The following is a 19,224-nucleotide window of genomic DNA, read 5'->3' as shown; positions in this document are numbered from 1 at the left end:
AGACCACCGAAACCGAAAGCCAGAACTACGGCTACAAGTTTGGCCAAGAGGAAGAGACCTACAACATCGTCGCTGCCCACGGGTACTTCGGTCGTCTCATCTTCCAGTACGCCAGCTTCAACAACAGCCGCAGCCTCCACTTCTTCCTGGCCGCCTGGCCTGTGATCGGCATCTGGTTCACCGCCCTGGGCGTGAGCACGATGGCCTTCAACCTCAACGGTTTCAACTTCAACCAGTCGATCCTCGACGGCCAGGGCCGTGTGGTGAACACCTGGGCCGATGTGCTGAACCGTGCCGGTCTGGGCATGGAAGTGATGCACGAGCGCAATGCTCACAACTTCCCCCTCGACCTGGCTGCTGCAGAAGCCACCCCCGTGGCGCTGACCGCACCGACAATCGGCTGAGGCCAAATACCCCGGCTGAGGCCAGACGGCCCGATTGAGTTCAATAACTGGAGCTCAATCGGGTCAAGCCTCAAAATGCTGCCAAAGCGTTTCAGCCTCCACATCCTGTGGGGGCTTTTTTACTGGGGCGACGATCGGCCAGCGGCCTCAGCGCCGTCGTCGGTGCCGCACAAGCTGCCCCAGAAGCTGACGCCAAGACCGAAGTGCCGACCCGGCGGCAGCGGAGGAAGCCGTGGTCGATCGGGCCGATATGCCCGGCCCTGGCTCTGTTGGAATCCCCTGCGGCAACTGGGATTTTCGGAGGACGGGGCTGGCGGGACTCGAACCCACGACCTACGGTTTAGGAAACCGTCGCTCTATCCGGCTGAGCTACAGCCCCACGGCTGAGCTGGCGCCCACCGCTGGGCCATTATCCGCCACGGGTCATGATGGCCCTGAAAGCAGGCGAGGTGATCGCGATCGGGGGGCTGGCGGTCTTCGGGCGGCCGGCCCGCCCGATTGAGGAAAGTCCGGGCTCCCCAATGGCCAGGCTTGCTGGGTAACGCCCAGTGCGGGTGACCGTGAGGACAGTGCCACAGAAACACACCGCCGATGGCAGGGGGCTTGCCCTCTGCACAGGCAAGGGTGCAAAGGTGCGGTAAGAGCGCACCAGCAGCATCGAGAGGTGCTGGCTCGGTAAACCCCGGCCGGGAGCAAGGCCCAGGGACAACGGTTGGCCATGACACCCGTCCCGACACAAGCGCGCCGCTCGAGGCCGCCGGCAACGGCGGTCCCAGACAGATGATCACCCCCTCGCCCCGGCCTTGGCCGGAGGCGAGGTGAACAGAACCCGGCTTACGTCCTGCTTTCACCCCTATCTCCGCTCGCCATGTCCGATCGCCGCCAGCAGCTGCTGAGCTTCCTGGGCGACCTCGGCCTCGAGCCCGACGGGCGCGACCTGGCGCCGATCGAGGAGGCCCTCAGCCACACCTCCGCCCGCGGGCCCCGCAACCACGAGCGGCTGGAGTTCCTGGGCGATGCCGTGCTGCGCCTGGCGGCCTCCGAATACCTGGAACGCCACCACGCTGGACTGGCGGTGGGTCGCCGCTCGGCCCTGCGCGCCCAGCTGGTGAGCGACCGCTGGCTGGCCGAGCTGGGGGAGCGCTGCGGCATTGAGCGGGTGTGGCGAATCGGCCCGATGGCCGCCGGCGACCGTGCCGGCCAGGCCACCGTGCGCGCCGAACTGTGCGAGGCCCTGATCGGCGCGCTCTACCAGATGTGGGGGGGGGCGGAAGGCGGTCTGCAGCCGGTGCTGCACTGGCTCACGCCCCACTGGCAGCGCAGCAGCACCGAACTGCTGGCCGACCCCCACCGCCACAACTGGAAATCAGCCCTGCAGGAATGGAGCCAGGGCCGCGGGCTGGGGCTGCCCAGCTACCACTGCCGGGAGCAGCAGCCGCTGCACGGCCACCCTGAGCGCTTCCTGTGCAGGGCCGAGCTGATGGTGGAGCCCGCTGGTGAGCCGCAGGCTGCCGAGGGCGCAGGTCCCTCCCATCGCGCCGCCGAGCAGAACGCGGCCAGGGCGCTGCTGGAGCGGCTCACACCTGCTCCAGGGTGCTGAGCGGGATGGTCACCAGCTTGTCCCAGTTGCCGCCCTCGAACAGCACCGCCGCCTGGGCGCCGCTGATGCGCTGCACGAAGCCCTGGTAGCCGTTGTAGATGGAGCGCCCATCTCGCACCACCACGGTGGTGCCGGGCAGGATCGGGAGATCGGCCATGGCTGGGGAGCGGCGGGCTGGATGGGGCGTGGCGCCATTATCGGGGGCCGATGACTGGGGCGGGGGCCGATGACTGGTGAAGGCATGGCGGAGGATCCGCAGCAGAACGCAGCCCAGGCCGATGGGCTGATGGTGGTGGGACGCCTGGTGGCAGCCCAGGGCCTGCGCGGTGAACTGCGGGTGCTGCCCCTGAGCGATTTCCCCGAGCGCTTCACCCGCGTGGGCCAGCGCTGGTTGCGGCGGCCGGGGGGACCTGCCCGCAGCTTGGAGCTGCTCGGCGGGCGGCCGCTGCCGGGCAAGGGGCTGTTTGCCGTGCGCCTCGAGGGCGTGGACAGCCGCGAGGCCGCCGAAGCGCTGGTGGGGGAGGAGCTGCTGGTGCGATCCGATGACCGGCCTCGGCTGGCGCCAGGGGAATTCCACCTGCTCGATCTGGTGGGGCTGGAGGTGCGACTGCTGGAGAGCGGCGCGGCGGTGGGCACGGTGACCAACCTGCTGCATGCCGGCAACGATCTGCTGGAGGTGGCGATCGGGGAGCGGCGGGTGCTGATCCCGTTTGTGCAGCCGATCGTGCCGGAAGTGCACCTGCAGCAGGGCTGGATCGGCATCACCCCGCCGCCGGGGCTGCTGGAGCTCTGAGCCCAACGGGCTGGCTGGCCCCCACTGGCGGTCTGGCCTTGAATGGTTTCAACGCCGCGATTTCGGAGCCCCATGGCCCCCAGCCCTCTCGTGCCAGTGATCCTCTGCGGCGGCACCGGCACCCGGCTGTGGCCGCTGTCGCGCGCCAGCTACCCCAAGCAGTACTGGGCCCTGGCCGGCGACGGCGAGGAGACCCTGCTGCAGCAGACCCAGCAGCGGCTGGAGGGCCTGCCGGATCTGGCGCCGCCGCTGCTGATCTGCAACGAGGACCACCGCTTCATCGTGGCCGAGCAGATGCGCCAGATCGGCGTGGAACCGGCCGGCATCCTGCTGGAGCCGATCGGCCGCAACACCGCCCCGGCGGTGGCGGTGGCGGCGTTGCAGGCCACGGCCCAGGGGGAGGACCCGCTGCTGCTGGTGCTGGCGGCCGACCACGTGATCCGCGACGCCGCCCGCTTCCGCCAGACCGTTGCCGCCGGGCTGGCGGAAGCGGCAGCGGGCCGGCTGGTGACCTTCGGGATCGTGCCCACCGCGCCGGAAACCGGCTACGGCTATATCGAGGCCCGCGCACCCCTGGAGGCCAGCGCAATCCCTGGCAGCGAAACCCCCGCCAGCGAGATCGGCCAGCCGGTGCCGATCGCCCGCTTCGTGGAGAAACCCGACCGGGCCACCGCCGAAACCTTCCTGGCCACCGGCCGCTTCACCTGGAACAGCGGCATGTTCCTGTTCCGCGCCAGCGCCATCCTGGCCGAACTGGAGCGGCTGGCGCCGGAGGTGGTGAGCGCCTGCCGCTCGGCCCTGGAGCACGACGCCGCCGACCTCGACTTCCTGCGCCTGGAGCGCGAAGCCTTCGCCGGCTGCCCCAGCGTGGCGCTCGATGTGGCGGTGATGGAGAAGACCGCCCTGGGCAGCGTGCTGCCGCTGCAGGCCGGCTGGAGCGATGTGGGCAGCTGGAGCGCCCTGTGGGAAACCTCCGATCAGGACACCGCCGGCAACGTGCTGCGCGGGCGGGTGATCAGCCAGGCCTCGCGCAACTGCTACCTGCGCAGCGAACACCGCCTGGTGGTGGGGCTGGGGGTGGAGGATCTGGTGGTGGTGGAAACCGACGACGTGGTGCTGGTGGCCCACCGCGACCGGGCCCAGGACGTGAAGACCGTGGTGGGCCTGCTGGAGCAGGCGGGGGCGCGAGAGAGCCGGGCCCACCGCAAGATCTACCGGCCCTGGGGCAGCTACGACGGCGTGGTGGAAGGCGAGCGCTGGCAGGTGAAGAAGATCGTGGTCAATCCCGGCGCCAGCCTGTCGCTGCAGATGCACCACCACCGCGCCGAGCACTGGGTGGTGGTGCGGGGCACGGCCCTGGTGGAGAAGGACGGCGAGCAGGAGCTGCTCAGCGAGAACCAGAGCACCTACATCCCCCTGGGCTCAAGGCACCGGCTCAGCAACCCAGGCCGCATCCCGATGGAGATGATCGAGGTGCAGAGCGGCGCCTACCTGGGCGAAGACGACATCGTGCGCTTCCAGGACCGCTACGGCCGCAGCGACGCACCCCGCAGCGACCAACCCCAACACTCTCAGGCTGCGGTGGGCTGACCGGCGTCGGCCGCCGGCCTTCGGCCGGGTAGGCCTCCTTCAGGTCAGCCCACCGCAGCCTGGCGGACGGTCCCGCACAAAACCCCCTGGGACCAGGGGTGAGCGGCAGGTTCCCAGGCCAAGCCGGATCCAGCTGCCCGCACCTCACTGGCGCCAGCCCCTGCGTCGCTCTCCCCCCTGCGCCCACACACCTCCCTACGCCCCGGAGGCGACGCCTGCCCCGAGGAGGCCTACCCGGCCGCAGGCCGGCGGCCGACGAGGGCAGGCGTCGCCTCCGGGCAAGCGCTACTCCACGGTGACGCTCTTGGCCAGGTTGCGCGGCTGATCCACATCCAGGCCCCGGTGGGCGGCGATGTGATAGCTGAGCAGCTGCATCGGGATCACGGTGAGCAGGGGGCTGAGCAGTTCGTCCACCACCGGCACCGGCAGCAGCACATCGAAGATCTCGGTATCGGCGCAGGCCGGTGCCACGCCGATCAGCTGGGCATCGCGGGCCTTGGCCTCCTGGGCGTTGCTGAGCACCTTGTCGAACACCGCTCCCGGCACCGCGATCGACACCACCGGCACCCGGGCATCGAGCAGGGCGATGGGACCGTGCTTCATCTCCCCGGCCGGATAGCCCTCGGCGTGGATATAGCTGATTTCCTTGAGCTTGAGAGCACCCTCGAGGGCGATCGGGAAGTTGATACCGCGGCCCAGGAAGATCACGTCCTGGGTGCTCTCGAAGCGATGGGCCAGGGCCGCGCTGCGCTGGTCGTGATCGAGCACCAGCTGGCGCAGCAACTCGGGCATCGCCCGCAGCTCACCCACCAGTGCCAGGAGCCGCTCACGGGTGATCGTGCCACCGCCCACCCCCAGACCGGCCTGCTGCCCCACACGGCGCTCAGCGAAGGCCAGAGCGAGGCCGTAGAAGGCCAGCAGCTGGCCCAGGAAGGTCTTGGTGGCGGCCACGCCCACCTCGATGCCGGCGCCGATGTCGAGCAGGTGGGGCACCAGCCGGCCCAGGGAACTCTCGGGCCGGTTGGTGATCCCCAGCAAGCACGGGGCGTAGGCGGGATCGGCGATCAGCCGACGCCGCTCCTGCTCCATCGCCAGCGCCGCCAGGGTGTCGGCGGTCTCCCCCGACTGGGTGACACCGATGGTGAGGGTGTGGGGTGCCAGGGGCGGCGGCCCGTAGCGGAATTCGCTGGCGTAAAAGACGCTGGTGGGGATGCCGGCCAGCTGCTCCAGCAGGTAGGCCCCCACCAGGGCGGCATGGCGGCTGGTGCCACAGGCCAGCACCTGGATCCGCTCCACGCCGTTGAACACCGCCTCATCGAGGGGCATGGCCACCAGCGGCTGCTCGCCGGGATGGTCCAGGCCTGTCGGCGCCACCGGCTCGGGCAGATGGCGCGCCACCCACAGGGCCGCCGTTTCCGGCTGCTCGTGGATCTCCTTGAGCATGAAGTGGCGGAAGCTGCGCTTGTCGGCCACGTGCTCGGTGCCGGTGAGCAGGCTGGGGGTGCGCTGCCGACGCTCGCCGTCGCCGCCGTAGAGCTCGATGCCGAGCGGTGTGAGCAGGGCGGTCTCGCCGTCCTCGAGGGGCAGGATCGTGCGCGTGAAGCCAGCCAGGGCCGGGGTGTCGCTGGCGCAGAGAAACTCCCCCTCCCCCAGGCCGATCAGCAGCGGTGCCGCCCGCCGGGCCACCACCAGCGCCCCGGGCGCCTCGGCCCAGATCACCGCCAGGGCATAGGCGCCGTTGAGGCGCGGCAGCACGGCCTGCACGGCCTCGAGCAACAGCTGGCCGCAGGGCCGGCGCCCCTGCTGCTGCCAGCTCTCCAGCTGGCAGGCCACCAGGTGGGGGATCACCTCGGTGTCGGTGTCGCTGCGGAACACCACTCCCGCAGCCTGCAGCTCCTCCCGCAGGCTGCGGTGGTTCTCGATGATGCCGTTCTGCACCACCGCCACCGCCCCGCGACCGTCGAGATGGGGATGGGCATTGCGCTCCTCCGGCTTGCCATGGGTGGCCCAGCGGGTGTGGCCGATGCCGCAGTGCCCCGCCGCCCCCTGGCTCTCGAGCCGCGCAGCCAGGTTCACCAGCTTGCCCTCTGCCCGCAGGCAGTGCAGCACGCCGGTGGCGGCATCATCGCGAACCTCCACGGTGGCGATGCCGGCGGAGTCGTAGCCCCGGTATTCCAGCTGGCGCAGCCCCTCCAGCAACTGGGGAGCGGCCTCCCGCGATCCGATCAGGGCAACGATCCCGCACATAGGGCTGTGGCAATAAAAAAGCCCGGCTTCTGGCCGGGCCTGAGCTTATGGAAGCTGAGCAGATGGGCAACCGGGTTGAAGCGGCTGGGTTCGAGGCCGCCCCGGTTCAGTAGGAGAGGCCCATGGAGCGGGAGGTTTCGTCGCCCAGGTAGACGCGGATGCTGAGGAAGTCGGTGGGGCAGGCGGTTTCACAGCGCTTGCAGCCCACGCAGTCTTCGGTGCGGGGAGAGGAGGCGATCTGGCCGGCCTTGCAGCCGTCCCAGGGCACCATCTCGAGCACATCGAGAGGGCAGGCGCGCACGCACTGGGTGCAGCCGATGCAGGTGTCGTAGATCTTGACGGCGTGGGACATCTGGACTCCGGAGGTGCTGAGACTCGGCGTTGGCCAAAGGTACCGAACGCGTCCGGTGGTTTTCGCGGCCCCCGCGAGCCCTTCACCGTTGTTCATACGAACCCGGCCGATCCCCGGCCGGATGGGCCCTGGTCGGGGCGACCCGTAGAGTGCGCCGATTCTCACAGCGGCCATGTCCCAGGAAGCGATCTTCGAGAAAGTGCGCTCGATCGTTGCCGACCAGCTCAGTGTCGACGCCGCCGAGGTCAAGTCCGAGTCGAACTTCCAGAACGATCTGGGTGCCGACTCTCTGGACACCGTGGAGCTGGTGATGGCACTCGAGGAGGCGTTCGACATCGAGATTCCCGACGAGGCCGCCGAGGGCATCGCCACCGTCGGTGATGCCGTCAACTACATCCAAGAGAAGCAGGCCTGAACCGCTCCATGGTTGAGGGTCTCCAGCGCGTCGTCGTCACCGGGCTCGGCGCGCTCACACCGATCGGCAACGACGTCTCCAGCTACTGGGAGGGTCTCAGCAGCGGGCGCAATGGCGTGGCGGGCATCACCCTCTTCGACGCCAGCCGGCACGCCTGCCGCTTCGCCGCCGAGGTGAAGCACTTCGATCCCAAGGGCTGGCTGGAGCCCAAGGAGGCCAAGCGCTGGGACCGGTTCTGCCAGTTCGCGGTGGTGGCCGCCAAGCAGGCGGTGGCCGATGCGGGCCTCAGCATCACCGACGCCAACCGCCGGCGCGTGGGCACCGCCATCGGCTCCGGTGTGGGCGGCCTGCTGATGATGGAAACCCAGGCCCACGTGCTCAACGACCGGGGTCCCGATCGGGTCAGCCCGTTCTGCGTGCCGATGATGATCCCCAACATGGCCACGGGCCTGACGGCGATCGCCCTTGGCGCCCAGGGTCCCAGCAGCGCCGTGGCCACCGCCTGCGCCGCCGGCTCCAACGCCATCGGCGATGCCTACCGGCTGATCCAGCTCGGCCTGGCCGACGTGATGGTGTGCGGTGGTGCCGAGTCGGCGATCACGCCGCTGGGGGTGGCGGGCTTCGCCAGCGCCAAGGCCCTGTCGTTCCGCAACGACGATCCAGCCACCGCCAGTCGTCCCTTTGATGCCGAGCGCAACGGCTTCGTGATCGGCGAGGGCGCCGGCGTGCTGGTGCTGGAGAGCCTCTACCATGCCCGCGCCCGCGGGGCCCGGATCCTGGCCGAGGTGGTGGGCTACGGGATGACCTGCGACGCCCACCACATCACCGCCCCATCCCCCGGCGGTGCCGGCGGTGCCGAAGCCATGCGCCTGGCCCTGGGCGATGCCGGCCTCGAACCCGAGGCCGTGGATTACGTGAACGCCCACGGCACCAGCACCCAGGCCAACGACAGCAACGAGACCGCCGCGATCAGGAGCGCCCTTGGCGAGCACGCCTACCGCGTGCCGGTGAGCTCCACCAAATCGATGACAGGCCATCTGCTCGGTGGCAGCGGTGGCATCGAGGCGGTGGCGGCGATCCTGGCGATAGAGCACGGAGTGGTGCCACCTACCATCAACTACAGCAATCCGGATCCGGCCTGTGATCTGGATGTCGTGCCCAACCAGGCCCGGGAAGCCAAGCTCGATGTGGTGTTGTCCAACTCCTTTGGATTCGGAGGCCACAACGTCTGTCTGGCCTTCCGGCGGCTGAGCTGAGTCAGCCTCATCTCACCGGCCGATCCAGCCCTGATCTCCTGATCTGTACTCCGGCGCCATCGGCGTTCCGGCCCAGTCCCGTCCCTCTCCTTCCGCTTTTCAACGATGGTCGCAGCTCCCCCGTCCCCCGCCACCGCCGCCGGCCCGCTGGAGGCGCTGTGCGTCAACAGCATCCGCTTCCTGGCGGTTGACGCGATCAACAAGTCGAACTCCGGCCACCCGGGGCTGCCGATGGGTTGCGCCCCCATGGCCTTCGCGCTGTGGGACAAGGTGCTCAAGCACAACCCCAAGAACCCGAAGTGGTTCAACCGCGACCGCTTCGTGCTCTCCGCCGGCCACGGCTGCATGCTGCTCTACGCGCTGCTGCACCTCACCGGCTACGACTCGGTGACCCTCGACGACATCAAGCAGTTCCGCCAGTGGAACTCGAAGACCCCCGGCCACCCGGAAACCTTCGAAACCCCCGGTGTGGAGGTGACCACCGGCCCGCTGGGCCAGGGGATCTCCAGCGCCGTGGGTCTGGCCATGGCCGAGGCCCATCTGGCCGCCCGCTTCAACAAGCCCGACTGCAAGCTCGTTGATCACACCACCTATGTGCTCATGGGTGACGGCTGCAATCAGGAGGGGGTGAGCGGCGAGGCCGCCTCCCTGGCCGGTCACCTGGGCCTGGGCAAGCTGATCGCCCTCTACGACGACAACCACATCACCATCGATGGCGACACCAGCGTGTCGTTCACCGAGGACGTGCTGAAGCGCTACGAGGCCTACGGCTGGCACACCATCCACGTGCGCGACGGCAACACTGACATCGCCGCCATCGCCAGCGCCATCGAGGAGGCCAAGGCCGTCACCGACCGCCCTTCGCTGATCAAGGTCACCACCACGATCGGCTATGGCTCCCCCAACAAGGCGAACACCGCCGGCGTGCACGGTGCCGCCCTGGGGGCCGATGAGGCCGATCTCACCCGCAAGAACCTGGACTGGACCTACGGCGCCTTTGAGGTACCCCAGGAGGCCTACGACCACTGGCGCCAGGCCGTGAGCCGCGGCGCCGCCGCCGAGGCCGACTGGAACAATCTGCTCGACGACTACCGCCGCAGCTACCCCGCCGACGCCGCCGAGTTCGAGCGCCAGCTGCGCGGCGAGCTGCCCCAGGGCTGGGATGCCAGCCTGCCCGCCTACAGCGCCGAGGACAAGGGCAAGGCCACCCGCGCCCACTCCTACGACTGCCTCAATGCCATCGGCCCGAAACTGCCTGAGCTGATCGGCGGTTCGGCTGACCTCACCCACTCCAACCTCACCGACATCAAGGGGGAGAAGAGCTTCCAGAAGGGTGCCGAGGCCAACCGCTACCTGCACTTCGGCGTGCGCGAGCACGCCATGGCGGCAATCCTCAACGGCCTCGCTTATCACGGCAGCGGCCTGATCCCCTATGGCGGCACCTTCGCCGTGTTCGCCGGCTATGCCCTCGGCGCCATCCGCCTGTCGGCCCTGAGCGAGCTGGGGGTGATCTACGTGCTCACCCACGACTCCGTCGGCCTGGGTGAGGACGGCCCCACCCACCAGCCGATCGAGACCCTGGCCACCCTGCGGGCGCTCCCCAACCTGCTGGTGATCCGTCCCGGCGACGGCAACGAGACCAGCGGCGCCTACCAGGTGGCGATCACCAATCGCCACCGTCCCAGCGCCCTGATTCTCAGCCGCCAGGCGATGGCCAACCAGGCCAATTCCAGCGCTGCCGCGGTGGCCAAGGGCGGCTACATCCTCGAGGACAGCAACGGCAGCCCCGATCTGATCCTGATCGGCACCGGCACCGAGCTGGAGCTCTGCACCAAGGCCGCAGCCCAGCTGCGCGCCGAGGGCACGAATGTGCGCGTGGTGTCGATGCCCTGCCTGGAACTGTTCGAGGAACAGGACGCCGCCTACCGCGAGAGCGTGCTGCCCGCCGCCTGCCGCAAGCGCCTGGTGGTGGAGGCCTCCAGCAGCTTCGGCTGGCACAAGCTCACCGGCTTCGAAGGCGACACCGTGTCGATCGACCGCTTCGGCGCCTCCGCCCCCGGCCCGGTGTGCATGGAGCAGTTCGGCTTCACCGTGGACAACGTGGTGGCCAAGGCCAAGGCCCTGGGCTGATCCGGGCAGGCCTGCACCCATGCACAGCGCAAAGCCCCGCCGATGGCGGGGCTTTTTTGATGGCGAGCGCGGCCCCCTCCCCCTCCGATCCTCAAGCGCTGGAGATCAGCGCCTGAGGTCGAAGCGATCGGCGTTCATCACCTTCACCCAGGCGGCCACGAAGTCGCACACGAAGCGCGGGGCGCCATCGCTCTGGGCATACACCTCGGCGATGGCCCGCAGCTGGGAGTTGGAGCCGAACACCAGATCCACCCGGGTGCCGGTCCAGCGCAGCGCACCACTGCGGCGGTTGCGGCCCTCGAACAGCTCGCCGGTCTCATCGACGGGCGTCCAGGTGGTGGCCATGTCGAGCAGGTTCACGAAGAAGTCGTTGCTCAGCACCCCCGTCCGCTCGCTGAACACGCCATGGGCCACGCCATCGGTGTTGGCGCCCAGCACCCGCAAGCCGGCCACCAGCACGCTCATCTCCGGCGCGCTCAGGCCCAGCAGCTGGGCGCGGTCGACCAGCAGGTGCTCGGCGGCCACGCTCATCGGCCCCTTCTGCCAGTTGCGGAAGCCATCGGCCTGGGGCTCCATCACTGCGAAGGAATGGGCATCGGTGTGCTCCTGGCAGGCATCCATGCGGCCCGGCGTGAAAGGCACCTCCAGGGGATGACCGGCGGCCGCGGCGGCCTGCTCCACCGCCGCGCTGCCGCCCAGCACGATCAGGTCCGCCAGCGACACCCGCACGCCATCTGCGCGGGAGGCGTTGAACGCCTGCTGGATGCCCTCCAGCACGCCCAGCACCCGCTGCAGCTGCTCGGGCTGATTCACGGCCCAGGTGTTCTGGGGGGCCAGGCGCACCCGGGCGCCGTTGGCGCCACCGCGCTTGTCGGAGCCGCGGAAGCTGGAGGCGGACGCCCAGGCGGTGGCCACCAGCTCGGCGGTGCTGAGGCCGGAGGCCGAGATACGCCCCTTGAGGTCGGCGATGGCCGCCTCGTCCACCAGCGGGTGATCGACCGCCGGAATCGGGTCCTGCCAGAGGAGCTCTTCGGCCGGCACTTCGGGGCCGAGGTAGAGGGTCTTGGGCCCCATGTCGCGGTGGGTGAGCTTGAACCAGGCGCGGGCGAAGGCGTCGGCGAAGGCCTCCGGGTGCTGGTGGAAGTGGCGCGAGATCGGCTCGTAGATCGGATCGAAGCGCAGCGACAGATCCGCTGTGGTCATCATCGGCGGGTGCTTGAGCCCGGGGATGTGGGCGTCGGGGATCAGCTGCTCCTCGGGCACGTCCTTGGCCTGCCACTGCCAGGCGCCGGCGGGACTCTTGATCAGCTCCCACTCGTAGCCGAACAGCGTGTCGAAATAGCCCATGTCCCAGCGGGTGGGATGGGGTTTCCAGGCGCCCTCGATGCCGCTGGTGGTGGCGTCGGCACCCTTGCCGCTGCCGTGGCGGTTGCGCCAGCCCAGGCCCATCTCCTCCAGCGGCGCCCCCTCCGGCGGCGCACCCACCAACTCGGCGCTGCCGGCGCCGTGGGCCTTGCCGAAGGTGTGGCCGCCGGCGGTGAGGGCCACGGTCTCCTCGTCGTTCATGGCCATGCGGGCGAAGGTCTCGCGCACGTCGCGCCCCGACGCCACCGGATCGGGCACGCCATTGGGGCCCTCCGGGTTCACGTAGATCAGGCCCATCTGTACCGCCGCCAGGGGGTTCTCCAGCTCCCGATCGCCGCTGTAGCGCTGATCGCCGAGCCAGGTGGACTCCTTGCCCCAGTAGATGTCCTCCTCCGGCTGCCAGATGTCGGCGCGGCCGCCACCGAAACCGAACGACTGGAAACCCATCGATTCCAGGGCGCAGTTGCCCGCCAGGATCATCAGGTCGGCCCAGGAAATCTGGTTGCCGTATTTCTGTTTGATCGGCCAGAGCAGCCGGCGGGCCTTATCGAGGTTGCCGTTGTCGGGCCAGCTGTTGATCGGCGCGAAGCGCTGGTTGCCGGTGCCGCCGCCGCCGCGGCCATCGGCGGTGCGGTAGGTGCCGGCACTGTGCCAGGCCATGCGGATGAACAGGCCGCCGTAGTGGCCCCAGTCGGCGGGCCACCAGTCCTGGGAGTCGGTCATCAGGGCGATCAGGTCGCCCTTGAGGGCCTGGTAGTCGAGCTGCTGGAAGGCCTGGGCATAGCTGAAGGCAGCGCCGAGCGGATTGGAGGCCGGGCCGTGCTGGTGCAGGATCCCGAGGTTGAGCTGCTGGGGCCACCAGTCACGCGGGGAGGGGCCCCGGCCCGCCACTGCCATGGCGCCCTGGCCGCTGAAGGGGCACTTGCCGAGTTCGGTCATGGGGCTCGTCTGCCTGATCACGCTGTTTCGACCGTAAGCAGCTCGGTCAGGGGCGACCGGTGAGGGTCACAGTCCTTAGCGGGATCCCGCCAGGGCAGCGCGGAAGGCCGGCGAATCGAGGAGCGGCGTGGTGTGGTCGAGGTCGCTCACCAGCACCAGCTCGGCCACGCCGGGGAGGAAGGCGCGGTACAGAGCTTCGGCGTGGCGGGTGGGCACCACCCGATCGAAGGCCGCCGCCACGATCGTGGTGGGGGCGCGCACCCGGGGCGCCTCGGCGGCCGCGTCCCAGCGATCGCGCAGCAGCAGATCCACCGGCACCCAGGGCATGGCGCCGCGGGCCACTGCCGCCAGACTGTCGAAGGGCACCAGCAGCACCAGCCGCTGCACCGGGCGGGTGGCGGCCAGGTGCACCGCCGGCCCCGTGCCCAGGCTGCGGCCCACCACGCTCACATCGCGGTGGCGCTCGGCCACGTGGGCATAGAGGGCCCGGGCATCGGCGCGCAGGGCCGCTTCGCCGGGCCGGCCCTCGCTGCCGCCGTAGCCGCGGTAGTGCAGCAGGTAGAGGGCCGTGTCCGGCAGCAGGGCGGCCAGCTCGGCGCGGGTGAGGGACACGTCCTCGGCGTTGCCGCCGAAGTAGATCAGCGCCCGGGGCCCCGGATGGGGGCGATGGGCCACCAGCACCCGCGTGCCCTCCACCTGCAGTTCCAGCCGGCCGGAAGGATCGGCGGCGGGCCTGGGAAAGTAGATGAACGAGCGCTGGGTCAGAAACAGCAGCAGGCAGGCGCCGCCGTAGCCCAGCGCCAGCCAGCCGATCCAGCCCAGCCACCGTGCCACTCGATCTCTAGAGGAGGGCGATCGGCATCACCTCCATGAGCCCACCGTTGGCGCCGTTGTTGCCCATGAGGCTCTCCAGGGAGAGTCCCCTGAAGCCTCGCGAACCGCTGAGGCTGCTGCGATCAGGATCGATCTTCGCGGCAATGGCCTCGAAATCACCCTTGAACACCTCCTTGCACAGCTTGATCGGGAAGAGGGTGCGCAGGTTGAAGGCAATGGCGCCGACCGCATCGCCAAACTCATCCCTGACCCGCAGAAAACCCTCGGCTTTGCGGATCTCGAACTCCTTGGCTATCGAGGGATCGCCTTTCGCCGGTATCGCCTTGCCCCTGGTGACGATGTCCAGGCTGAACCGATAATCAACAGGATTGTCCCGGGAATCCTCCAAGCGACCCTTGATGGAGGTTTCAAAGCGCTTCTCCGTGATCTCGAAACGCGTTTTCAGGCGCTCCAGCGAATAGGGATTTCCGCTGCCTGTGATCTCATCGAAGGCCTCCTCCACAGGCGTGTTGAATGGGTTTTTCGACTCCTCATCATAGGTTTCTCCAGCACACCGAAAGAATCTGGGGTCAGCCATGGGTATTCAAATTAGAGAACGTAATTCTAATTCGGCCAGGAAGCATCCAGATGATCAGTGAGCTTTCTTCATGTCCCGCTCGCTTCAACAGCCCACGGTGAGCGGCGCCACCGGGGCGATGCGCGGATTGTGGCCGCCCACCTGGTTGGCGCGCAGCACCAGGGCGGAGGCGCCCAGATCGAGAAACACCTTGAGCACCGTTTCACAGGCCAGACGCGGCAGCAGCGAGCGCCAGCTGCCCAGGCCCTGGAGCAGATCGCGCAGGGGTTGGTCGTCGAGGCTGCTGCCCAGCCGGAACGAGCCCCGTTGCCAGTCGGCGCGCAGGGGCGGAATCGGCAGCAGCCGGCCGCGCAGGATCTGCTCCAGCTCCAGCAGGGTGGCCAGGCGTTCAGCCTGCTGGGGCTGGCGCTGCTCCCAGGCCAGCCGCCGCTGCGGATCGGTGCCGCGGATCTCGGCGTCCAGATCGCGGATGGCCGCGAACAGGGCCAGGTTGGAGTCCTGGGCGCAGTTGTGGGCCGGGCCCACGAAACTGCCGCCGCAGCCATCGCCGATGCGGTAACGGGCGGTCATCGCCGTGAGCTGGCGGGCGAACGTGTCGAGCGGACAGCGCAGGCGCTCCTCGCCGGGCAGACCCAGGCTGTAGGCGCCGGTGAAGGGCGGAAAGCGCACGAGGATGTCGGCCACCGGCCGGCTGCCCAGCCAGCCCCACTGGCGCTCACCCAGGTAGCGCCAGCGGTCCTGGACGCCGGCCACCACCCCATCGGGGTTGTGGGCATACACCTGGCGGTAGTCCACCGCCACCGCGAGCTCACCGCCGGCCAGCGGCTCGCGCAGCACCCGGCCGAAGCCATAGGCGAAGTGGCCGGTGCAGAGGCCGCCGCGCAGGGCCTGCTCGCGCTGCTCGCCGCCGATGCCGCCGAACACGTGCAGCACCAGCAGCCGGTCGCCCTCGCGCCATTCGGCCAGCAGGGCGTCGGCATCGGTGGCCCGGCGTGACACCAGCACCGAGCTGGCGGCGCCGGGGGTGGTGTCGGCCCAGGCCTGGCGGCGCACGTAGCGCCAGGCGGCGCGCCGATGGGCGATCACCCGCTGGGGAGGAAGACTGCGCAGCCGCCGCGGCAGCAGCGCCTGCACCACGAAGCCGCCCTCGCCGTCAGGCACGCCGCTCACCAGCCAGCCCTCGCGGTTGAGGTCGTTGTCGGCCAGGCCCGCGGCGGTGGCGGGCAGGATGCCCTCCTGGTTGGCCACCGGCTCCGGCAGCCGCAGGCGCAGCGGCGGACCGCTGAAGTCGCCCCGGGCCGGATCGAAGGCCAGGGCCTCCCAGTCGTCGTCGTCGAGGGGGCGCAGGAAGCGCACCAGGGCCCGGGCCAGGCCGGCGGTCTGCAGCGGTTCGGCCGTCACCTCCAGGCGCAGGGGCGCAGCCGGGTTCGTCTCAGCGGGGAGCAGATCGCCCCCCTCCACGCTCACCGGCCCATCCAGGCGCACCAGCACGTCGTCGTGGGGGCGGGCACCGGCCAGCGACTCCAGCGGGGTCACCTGGGGCCAGCCGTCGAGCCGCAGCGGGTGCAGGTTGCCGCCGCGGGCGCTGTCGCGGGTCTCGTCGCTGAACCGCACGTCCATCGTCACCTGGGCCAGGGCGGGATCGCGCCAGCGCAGGGCGGCGATCTGGCCGCGGCAATGGGTCCAGCCGGGCGGCGCCTGCAGCACTTCGAAGCCCACGCTGCCGTCGCGCGCGCCGGCTGGCGGCAGGATCAGCCGGCCGATCCAGTGCGGGCGAGGCTGGATGTGCGGATCGGGCAGGGGCGCCAGATCGCGGGCCGAATCGGGGCGGTGCCAGCGGTTGGCGAGAAAGCGCTGGTAGTTGACCCCGCCCGCCGTGGGCGCAGCCTCACCTTCGGGGGGTGCGGCGACGATGGCACTCACCAGATCCACGGTCTGCTGCATGGGGGTGCGTCCGTCGGGGAGGGTGCGCTGGGCGTCCATGACGCCGCCCGGCAGTTCATGGCCCACCGGACCCAGCGGCACCAACGTCACCCTGCCGCGGCGCAGCGCCCGGTTCCAGTCGGAATAGTGGTGAACGGGCCAGCGGCGGGGAAAGAGGATCGAGCCCAGGGGGGCCACCGTGTCGCGGGCGCCCACCAGATGGAAGAGGTGCTCGGCCTTCAGGAAGCGGTTGTTGCCGGCGAACACCCCGGCCAGGGAGATCACCTCCACCGGGGCGCCCAGCAGCCGGCGCAGGTGGGGCAGGGCCCCGAGCGAGATCTGTCCGCCGCCGCTGAAGCCAAGCAGGGTGATGGGCGTGCCGCCGGCGGCGGGGTAGCCGTTGGCCAGGAGCGACTCCACGATCAGATCCGCCATGCCGGCGTTGTAGAGGGGGCCGTAGCGGCCATCGGCCGACACCGCCACCACGGTGAGGTTGCGCAGGTTCACCAGCAGCCCCAGCCAGGCGAGGGGACGGCGCACGCGCCACAGCTCCACCCAGCGCCAGAAGCGCGCCAGCCAGCGGCCCTCGGTGAGCGGCTGGTTGCTGATCGAGTAGGGCATCAGCCCGCGCAGGATGGCGATGTCGGCCGGCAGGGCCGCCGCCAGGCGGCGCAGGAAGTCTTCCCCTTCCGGCAGGGCCTGCTGGGAGGCCTGGCCGATGCCGTCCAGATACACCACCCAGCGCCGCACGGGCCGCTCGGGGGCGAGGGGAACCGCCAGCTCGCCCAGGCTGGCGGGCCCTTCCTCGGCATCGCCGAACCAGCCGGCCCACCAGCCCAGCGCCTCCAGCGGGGCGAGGAAGGCGGCGATCAGGAACAGCACCAGGCCGATGCCGATCAGGTCGACCACCAGCCCGAAGCTGCGCACCAGGGCCTGCCGGGCCAGGGCCAGCAGCAGGCCGGTGCCGGGCAGCACCAGCACCAGCAGCAGCACCAGGGCGGCGAGCAGCCGGCGACGGTGGCGGTGCAACCAGAGCCTCATGGGGGCCTCAGCGCGGTCTCATCGCGGTGGCCGGCTGGCGGGACCGGTGGCGAGCAGATCGCGCAGGGCGCGGCGGTTGCGCACCAGCTGCACCCCGGCGGCGCGGTTGAGCAGAGCCCGGCCCAGGCGCATCAGCGGCTGACCGGCGCGCCGCTGCAGCAGCAGCATCACCAGCCAGCCGCCGAGCAGGGCGGTGAAAGCCTGCCAGGCCCCCAGGCCGGCCACCTCCACCAGGGCGACCACGAAGGCGATCGCCGTCCACAGGGAGAGCAGGGTGAGCCAGGGCACGCCGAGATAGGGCAGGGCGCCGAGGAAGGCCAGCAGCTGGGGGGCATGGGCCACCCCCAGGGCCAGCACCACGGCGGAGGGACGCACGGGCACGGCGAAGGCGAGGCGGGCCACCAGCCAGGTGCTCAGGGCCCAGAAGAGAAAGCCCACCACCAGCAGGATCGCCTCCACCACCAGGCTGAGGGCGAAGCGCAGCGGCGACACCCGGTTCACGAACAGGATGAAGGCATGGCCGACGCCCTGGGAGAGGGCGGCGAGCAGGGCGATCAGCACCCCCCACCAGGCCGGCACCTGGCCGGAGGCGAGCATCCGGAAGCCGTCGGGATGGAGCCGCAGGGTGTGGCCCACCAGCTCAGTGAAGGTGTCCATCACGGATCCATCCCTGAGGGCGGTTCACCACAGCTGCAGGATGGGCGGCTCCAGGTCGAGGCGCCAGAGCTGGCGGTGGTGACGCAGCAGCTCCTGGCCCACGATCGCCTCGGCACCCACCGAGGCGAAGATCGGATCGGCGGTGACGATCACCTCGGATGCCGGCACAGGGGGCCGGGCGACGAGGCCGATCCCGGACACGGAGAAGCGCTGGGCGCGCTGCAGGCCGCAGAAGCCGGCGATGAGCACCGGTTGCGGTGCCGCCCCGGCCGTCAGGCGCCGGCCCAGGGCGGGGGTGATGAAGAGCCCCTCGGCACCGGTGTCGGCGAGGGCGGGCACGGTGCCGGCGCCGGTGTTCAACGGCATGAGCGGCACCCCCGCACTCCAGCGCAGGGGCAGGAGGGTGGACGGGGTGGGATCGGCGGCGGCCTGGCGCTGCGCGGCGACCACGGCCGGCGATCCCAGGGCCAGACGGCCGCCGCTGGGATCCACCCACAGCGGCAACTGGCGCAGCAGCGGGGCCCCGAGCACCCCGTCCGCCCCCTCGGGCAGGCCACCGGTCTGCAGCACCAGCGCTTCGGCGGAGCGGATCTCGAGGCGCCCGGCCCCGCCGGTGAGCCGCAGGGTGGGAAGCGTGGCGCGTTGCGGCCGGAGGTCGCCACAGGAGCTGCCCGCGCCCACCAGGCCGAACTCCTCGGCGGGAATGGGGACACTGGCGAGGCCCAGCCGGCTCACCAGAGCCGGCGACACCAGGGTGTTGGAGGCGCCGGTGTCCAGCAGGAAACGAACCGGCTGACCCGTGCCGCCCTCCCCGCCGGTGCGGAACGTGAGCACGGGGGTGTGGCCATCCACGGCCCGCTCCAGGGGCGCGCTGGCCACTCCCTGGAGCAGGCCGGGCCGCAGCGGGGCACCCTTCACCTGGATCAGGGCCCCGACGGCAGTGGCCAGGGCGGGCGCCGGCATCAGGGAAACAAGGGCAACCGCGGCAGCGCGGGCCAGCTGAGGCATGAGGGCTTGCCTGAGGCCTTGGGTGACTGCCATCGCCCCGCTTCGATGGGCCAGGTGATGACTGTACCGGCGGAATGTGAAACGAGGGACTGC

The 19,224-nt window shown here is 70.2% G+C and carries 15 protein-coding genes, 1 tRNA gene, 1 other RNA gene and 1 pseudogene; 8 read left to right on the top strand and 10 right to left on the bottom strand.

Annotated features, from left to right (window positions below):
* Positions 1 to 404 (top strand): annotated as a pseudogene (locus KBY96_RS03870) (photosystem II q(b) protein); the annotation flags it as partial.
* 305 nt (positions 405 to 709) lie between these two features.
* Here KBY96_RS03870 and KBY96_RS03865 read toward each other — a convergent pair.
* Positions 710 to 783, bottom strand: a tRNA-Arg gene (locus tag KBY96_RS03865).
* A 58-nt stretch (positions 784 to 841) separates the two neighbouring features.
* Between KBY96_RS03865 and rnpB the strand changes: the two genes are divergently transcribed.
* An RNA gene (rnpB, locus tag KBY96_RS03860) (RNase P RNA component class A) lies at positions 842 to 1,256 on the top strand.
* A 16-nt stretch (positions 1,257 to 1,272) separates the two neighbouring features.
* Positions 1,273 to 2,004, top strand: coding sequence for a ribonuclease III domain-containing protein (locus KBY96_RS03855; protein WP_254977888.1), 732 nt, complete (start codon positions 1,273 to 1,275; stop codon positions 2,002 to 2,004).
* Here KBY96_RS03855 and KBY96_RS03850 read toward each other — a convergent pair.
* Entirely contained in the window at positions 1,982 to 2,161 is a 180-nt protein-coding gene (locus KBY96_RS03850; protein ID WP_254977887.1) for an NAD(P)H dehydrogenase subunit NdhS, read from the bottom strand. The two genes, KBY96_RS03855 and KBY96_RS03850, sit on opposite strands and share 23 nt — an antisense overlap.
* An 84-nt stretch (positions 2,162 to 2,245) precedes the next feature.
* On the opposite strand from KBY96_RS03850, the gene rimM reads away from it, so the two are divergent.
* The gene (gene rimM / locus KBY96_RS03845) at positions 2,246 to 2,797 is read left to right on the top strand and encodes a ribosome maturation factor RimM (protein WP_254977886.1); all 552 of its coding nucleotides are present in this window, start codon (positions 2,246 to 2,248) and stop codon (positions 2,795 to 2,797) included.
* A 72-nt stretch (positions 2,798 to 2,869) separates the two neighbouring features.
* Entirely contained in the window at positions 2,870 to 4,387 is a 1,518-nt protein-coding gene (locus KBY96_RS03840; protein ID WP_254977885.1) for a mannose-1-phosphate guanylyltransferase/mannose-6-phosphate isomerase, read from the top strand.
* Positions 4,388 to 4,672: 285 nt separating this feature from the next.
* On the opposite strand, the gene glmS is transcribed toward KBY96_RS03840, so the two are convergent.
* Both glmS and psaC read right to left on the bottom strand, forming a co-directional pair.
* On the bottom strand, positions 4,673 to 6,634 hold the full coding sequence (gene glmS / locus KBY96_RS03835) for a glutamine--fructose-6-phosphate transaminase (isomerizing) (RefSeq protein ID WP_254977884.1): 1,962 nt from the start codon (positions 6,632 to 6,634) through the stop codon (positions 4,673 to 4,675).
* A gap of 106 nt (positions 6,635 to 6,740) precedes the next feature.
* Positions 6,741 to 6,986 carry a photosystem I iron-sulfur center protein PsaC gene (psaC, locus tag KBY96_RS03830; protein ID WP_006042515.1) on the bottom strand — a complete coding sequence of 82 codons (246 nt, stop codon included), beginning with the start codon at positions 6,984 to 6,986 and terminating at the stop codon, positions 6,741 to 6,743.
* A gap of 172 nt (positions 6,987 to 7,158) precedes the next feature.
* Here psaC and acpP point away from each other — a divergent pair, with 172 nt between their 5' ends.
* The 3 genes from acpP (at position 7,159) to tkt (ending at position 10,787) form a co-directional block, all read left to right on the top strand.
* Positions 7,159 to 7,401, top strand: a complete 243-nt coding sequence (acpP, locus tag KBY96_RS03825; protein ID WP_254977883.1) for an acyl carrier protein — start codon at positions 7,159 to 7,161, stop codon at positions 7,399 to 7,401.
* Between the two features lie 8 nt (positions 7,402 to 7,409).
* Complete coding sequence (gene fabF / locus KBY96_RS03820) at positions 7,410 to 8,657, top strand: beta-ketoacyl-ACP synthase II (RefSeq protein WP_254977882.1); 1,248 nt, start codon at positions 7,410 to 7,412, stop codon at positions 8,655 to 8,657.
* A gap of 105 nt (positions 8,658 to 8,762) precedes the next feature.
* Positions 8,763 to 10,787: a transketolase gene (gene tkt / locus KBY96_RS03815; RefSeq protein ID WP_254977881.1), complete on the top strand. Its 2,025-nt coding sequence runs from the start codon at positions 8,763 to 8,765 to the stop codon at positions 10,785 to 10,787.
* Positions 10,788 to 10,892: 105 nt separating this feature from the next.
* Here the strand turns inward: tkt and katG are convergent, their stop codons facing one another.
* The 6 genes from katG to KBY96_RS16255 form a co-directional block, all read right to left on the bottom strand.
* The gene (gene katG / locus KBY96_RS03810; protein WP_254977880.1) at positions 10,893 to 13,091 is read right to left on the bottom strand and encodes a catalase/peroxidase HPI; all 2,199 of its coding nucleotides are present in this window, start codon (positions 13,089 to 13,091) and stop codon (positions 10,893 to 10,895) included.
* Between the two features lie 75 nt (positions 13,092 to 13,166).
* A complete protein-coding gene (locus tag KBY96_RS03805) occupies positions 13,167 to 13,925 on the bottom strand; it encodes an alpha/beta hydrolase (protein ID WP_254977879.1) in 759 nt (252 codons plus the stop codon).
* A gap of 7 nt (positions 13,926 to 13,932) precedes the next feature.
* Entirely contained in the window at positions 13,933 to 14,427 is a 495-nt protein-coding gene (locus tag KBY96_RS03800) for a hypothetical protein (RefSeq protein WP_254977878.1), read from the bottom strand.
* A gap of 159 nt (positions 14,428 to 14,586) precedes the next feature.
* Positions 14,587 to 17,466 (bottom strand): hypothetical protein, encoded by a 2,880-nt coding sequence (locus KBY96_RS03795; protein WP_254977877.1) that lies wholly within the window; start codon positions 17,464 to 17,466, stop codon positions 14,587 to 14,589.
* Positions 17,467 to 17,484: 18 nt separating this feature from the next.
* Positions 17,485 to 18,123, bottom strand: a complete 639-nt coding sequence (locus tag KBY96_RS03790) for a hypothetical protein (RefSeq protein WP_254977876.1) — start codon at positions 18,121 to 18,123, stop codon at positions 17,485 to 17,487.
* Between the two features lie 24 nt (positions 18,124 to 18,147).
* Positions 18,148 to 19,086, bottom strand: a complete 939-nt coding sequence (locus KBY96_RS16255; protein WP_261358040.1) for a retropepsin-like aspartic protease — start codon at positions 19,084 to 19,086, stop codon at positions 18,148 to 18,150.
* Between the last annotated feature and the right edge of the window lie 138 nt (positions 19,087 to 19,224).

The sequence above is a fragment of the Cyanobium sp. ATX 6A2 genome, from assembly GCF_024346355.1.
In the GTDB taxonomy this organism is placed as follows: domain Bacteria; phylum Cyanobacteriota; class Cyanobacteriia; order PCC-6307; family Cyanobiaceae; genus NIES-981.
Note: the sequence above shows the minus strand (reverse complement) of the source record. Positions and strands in the feature narration are given on the sequence as shown.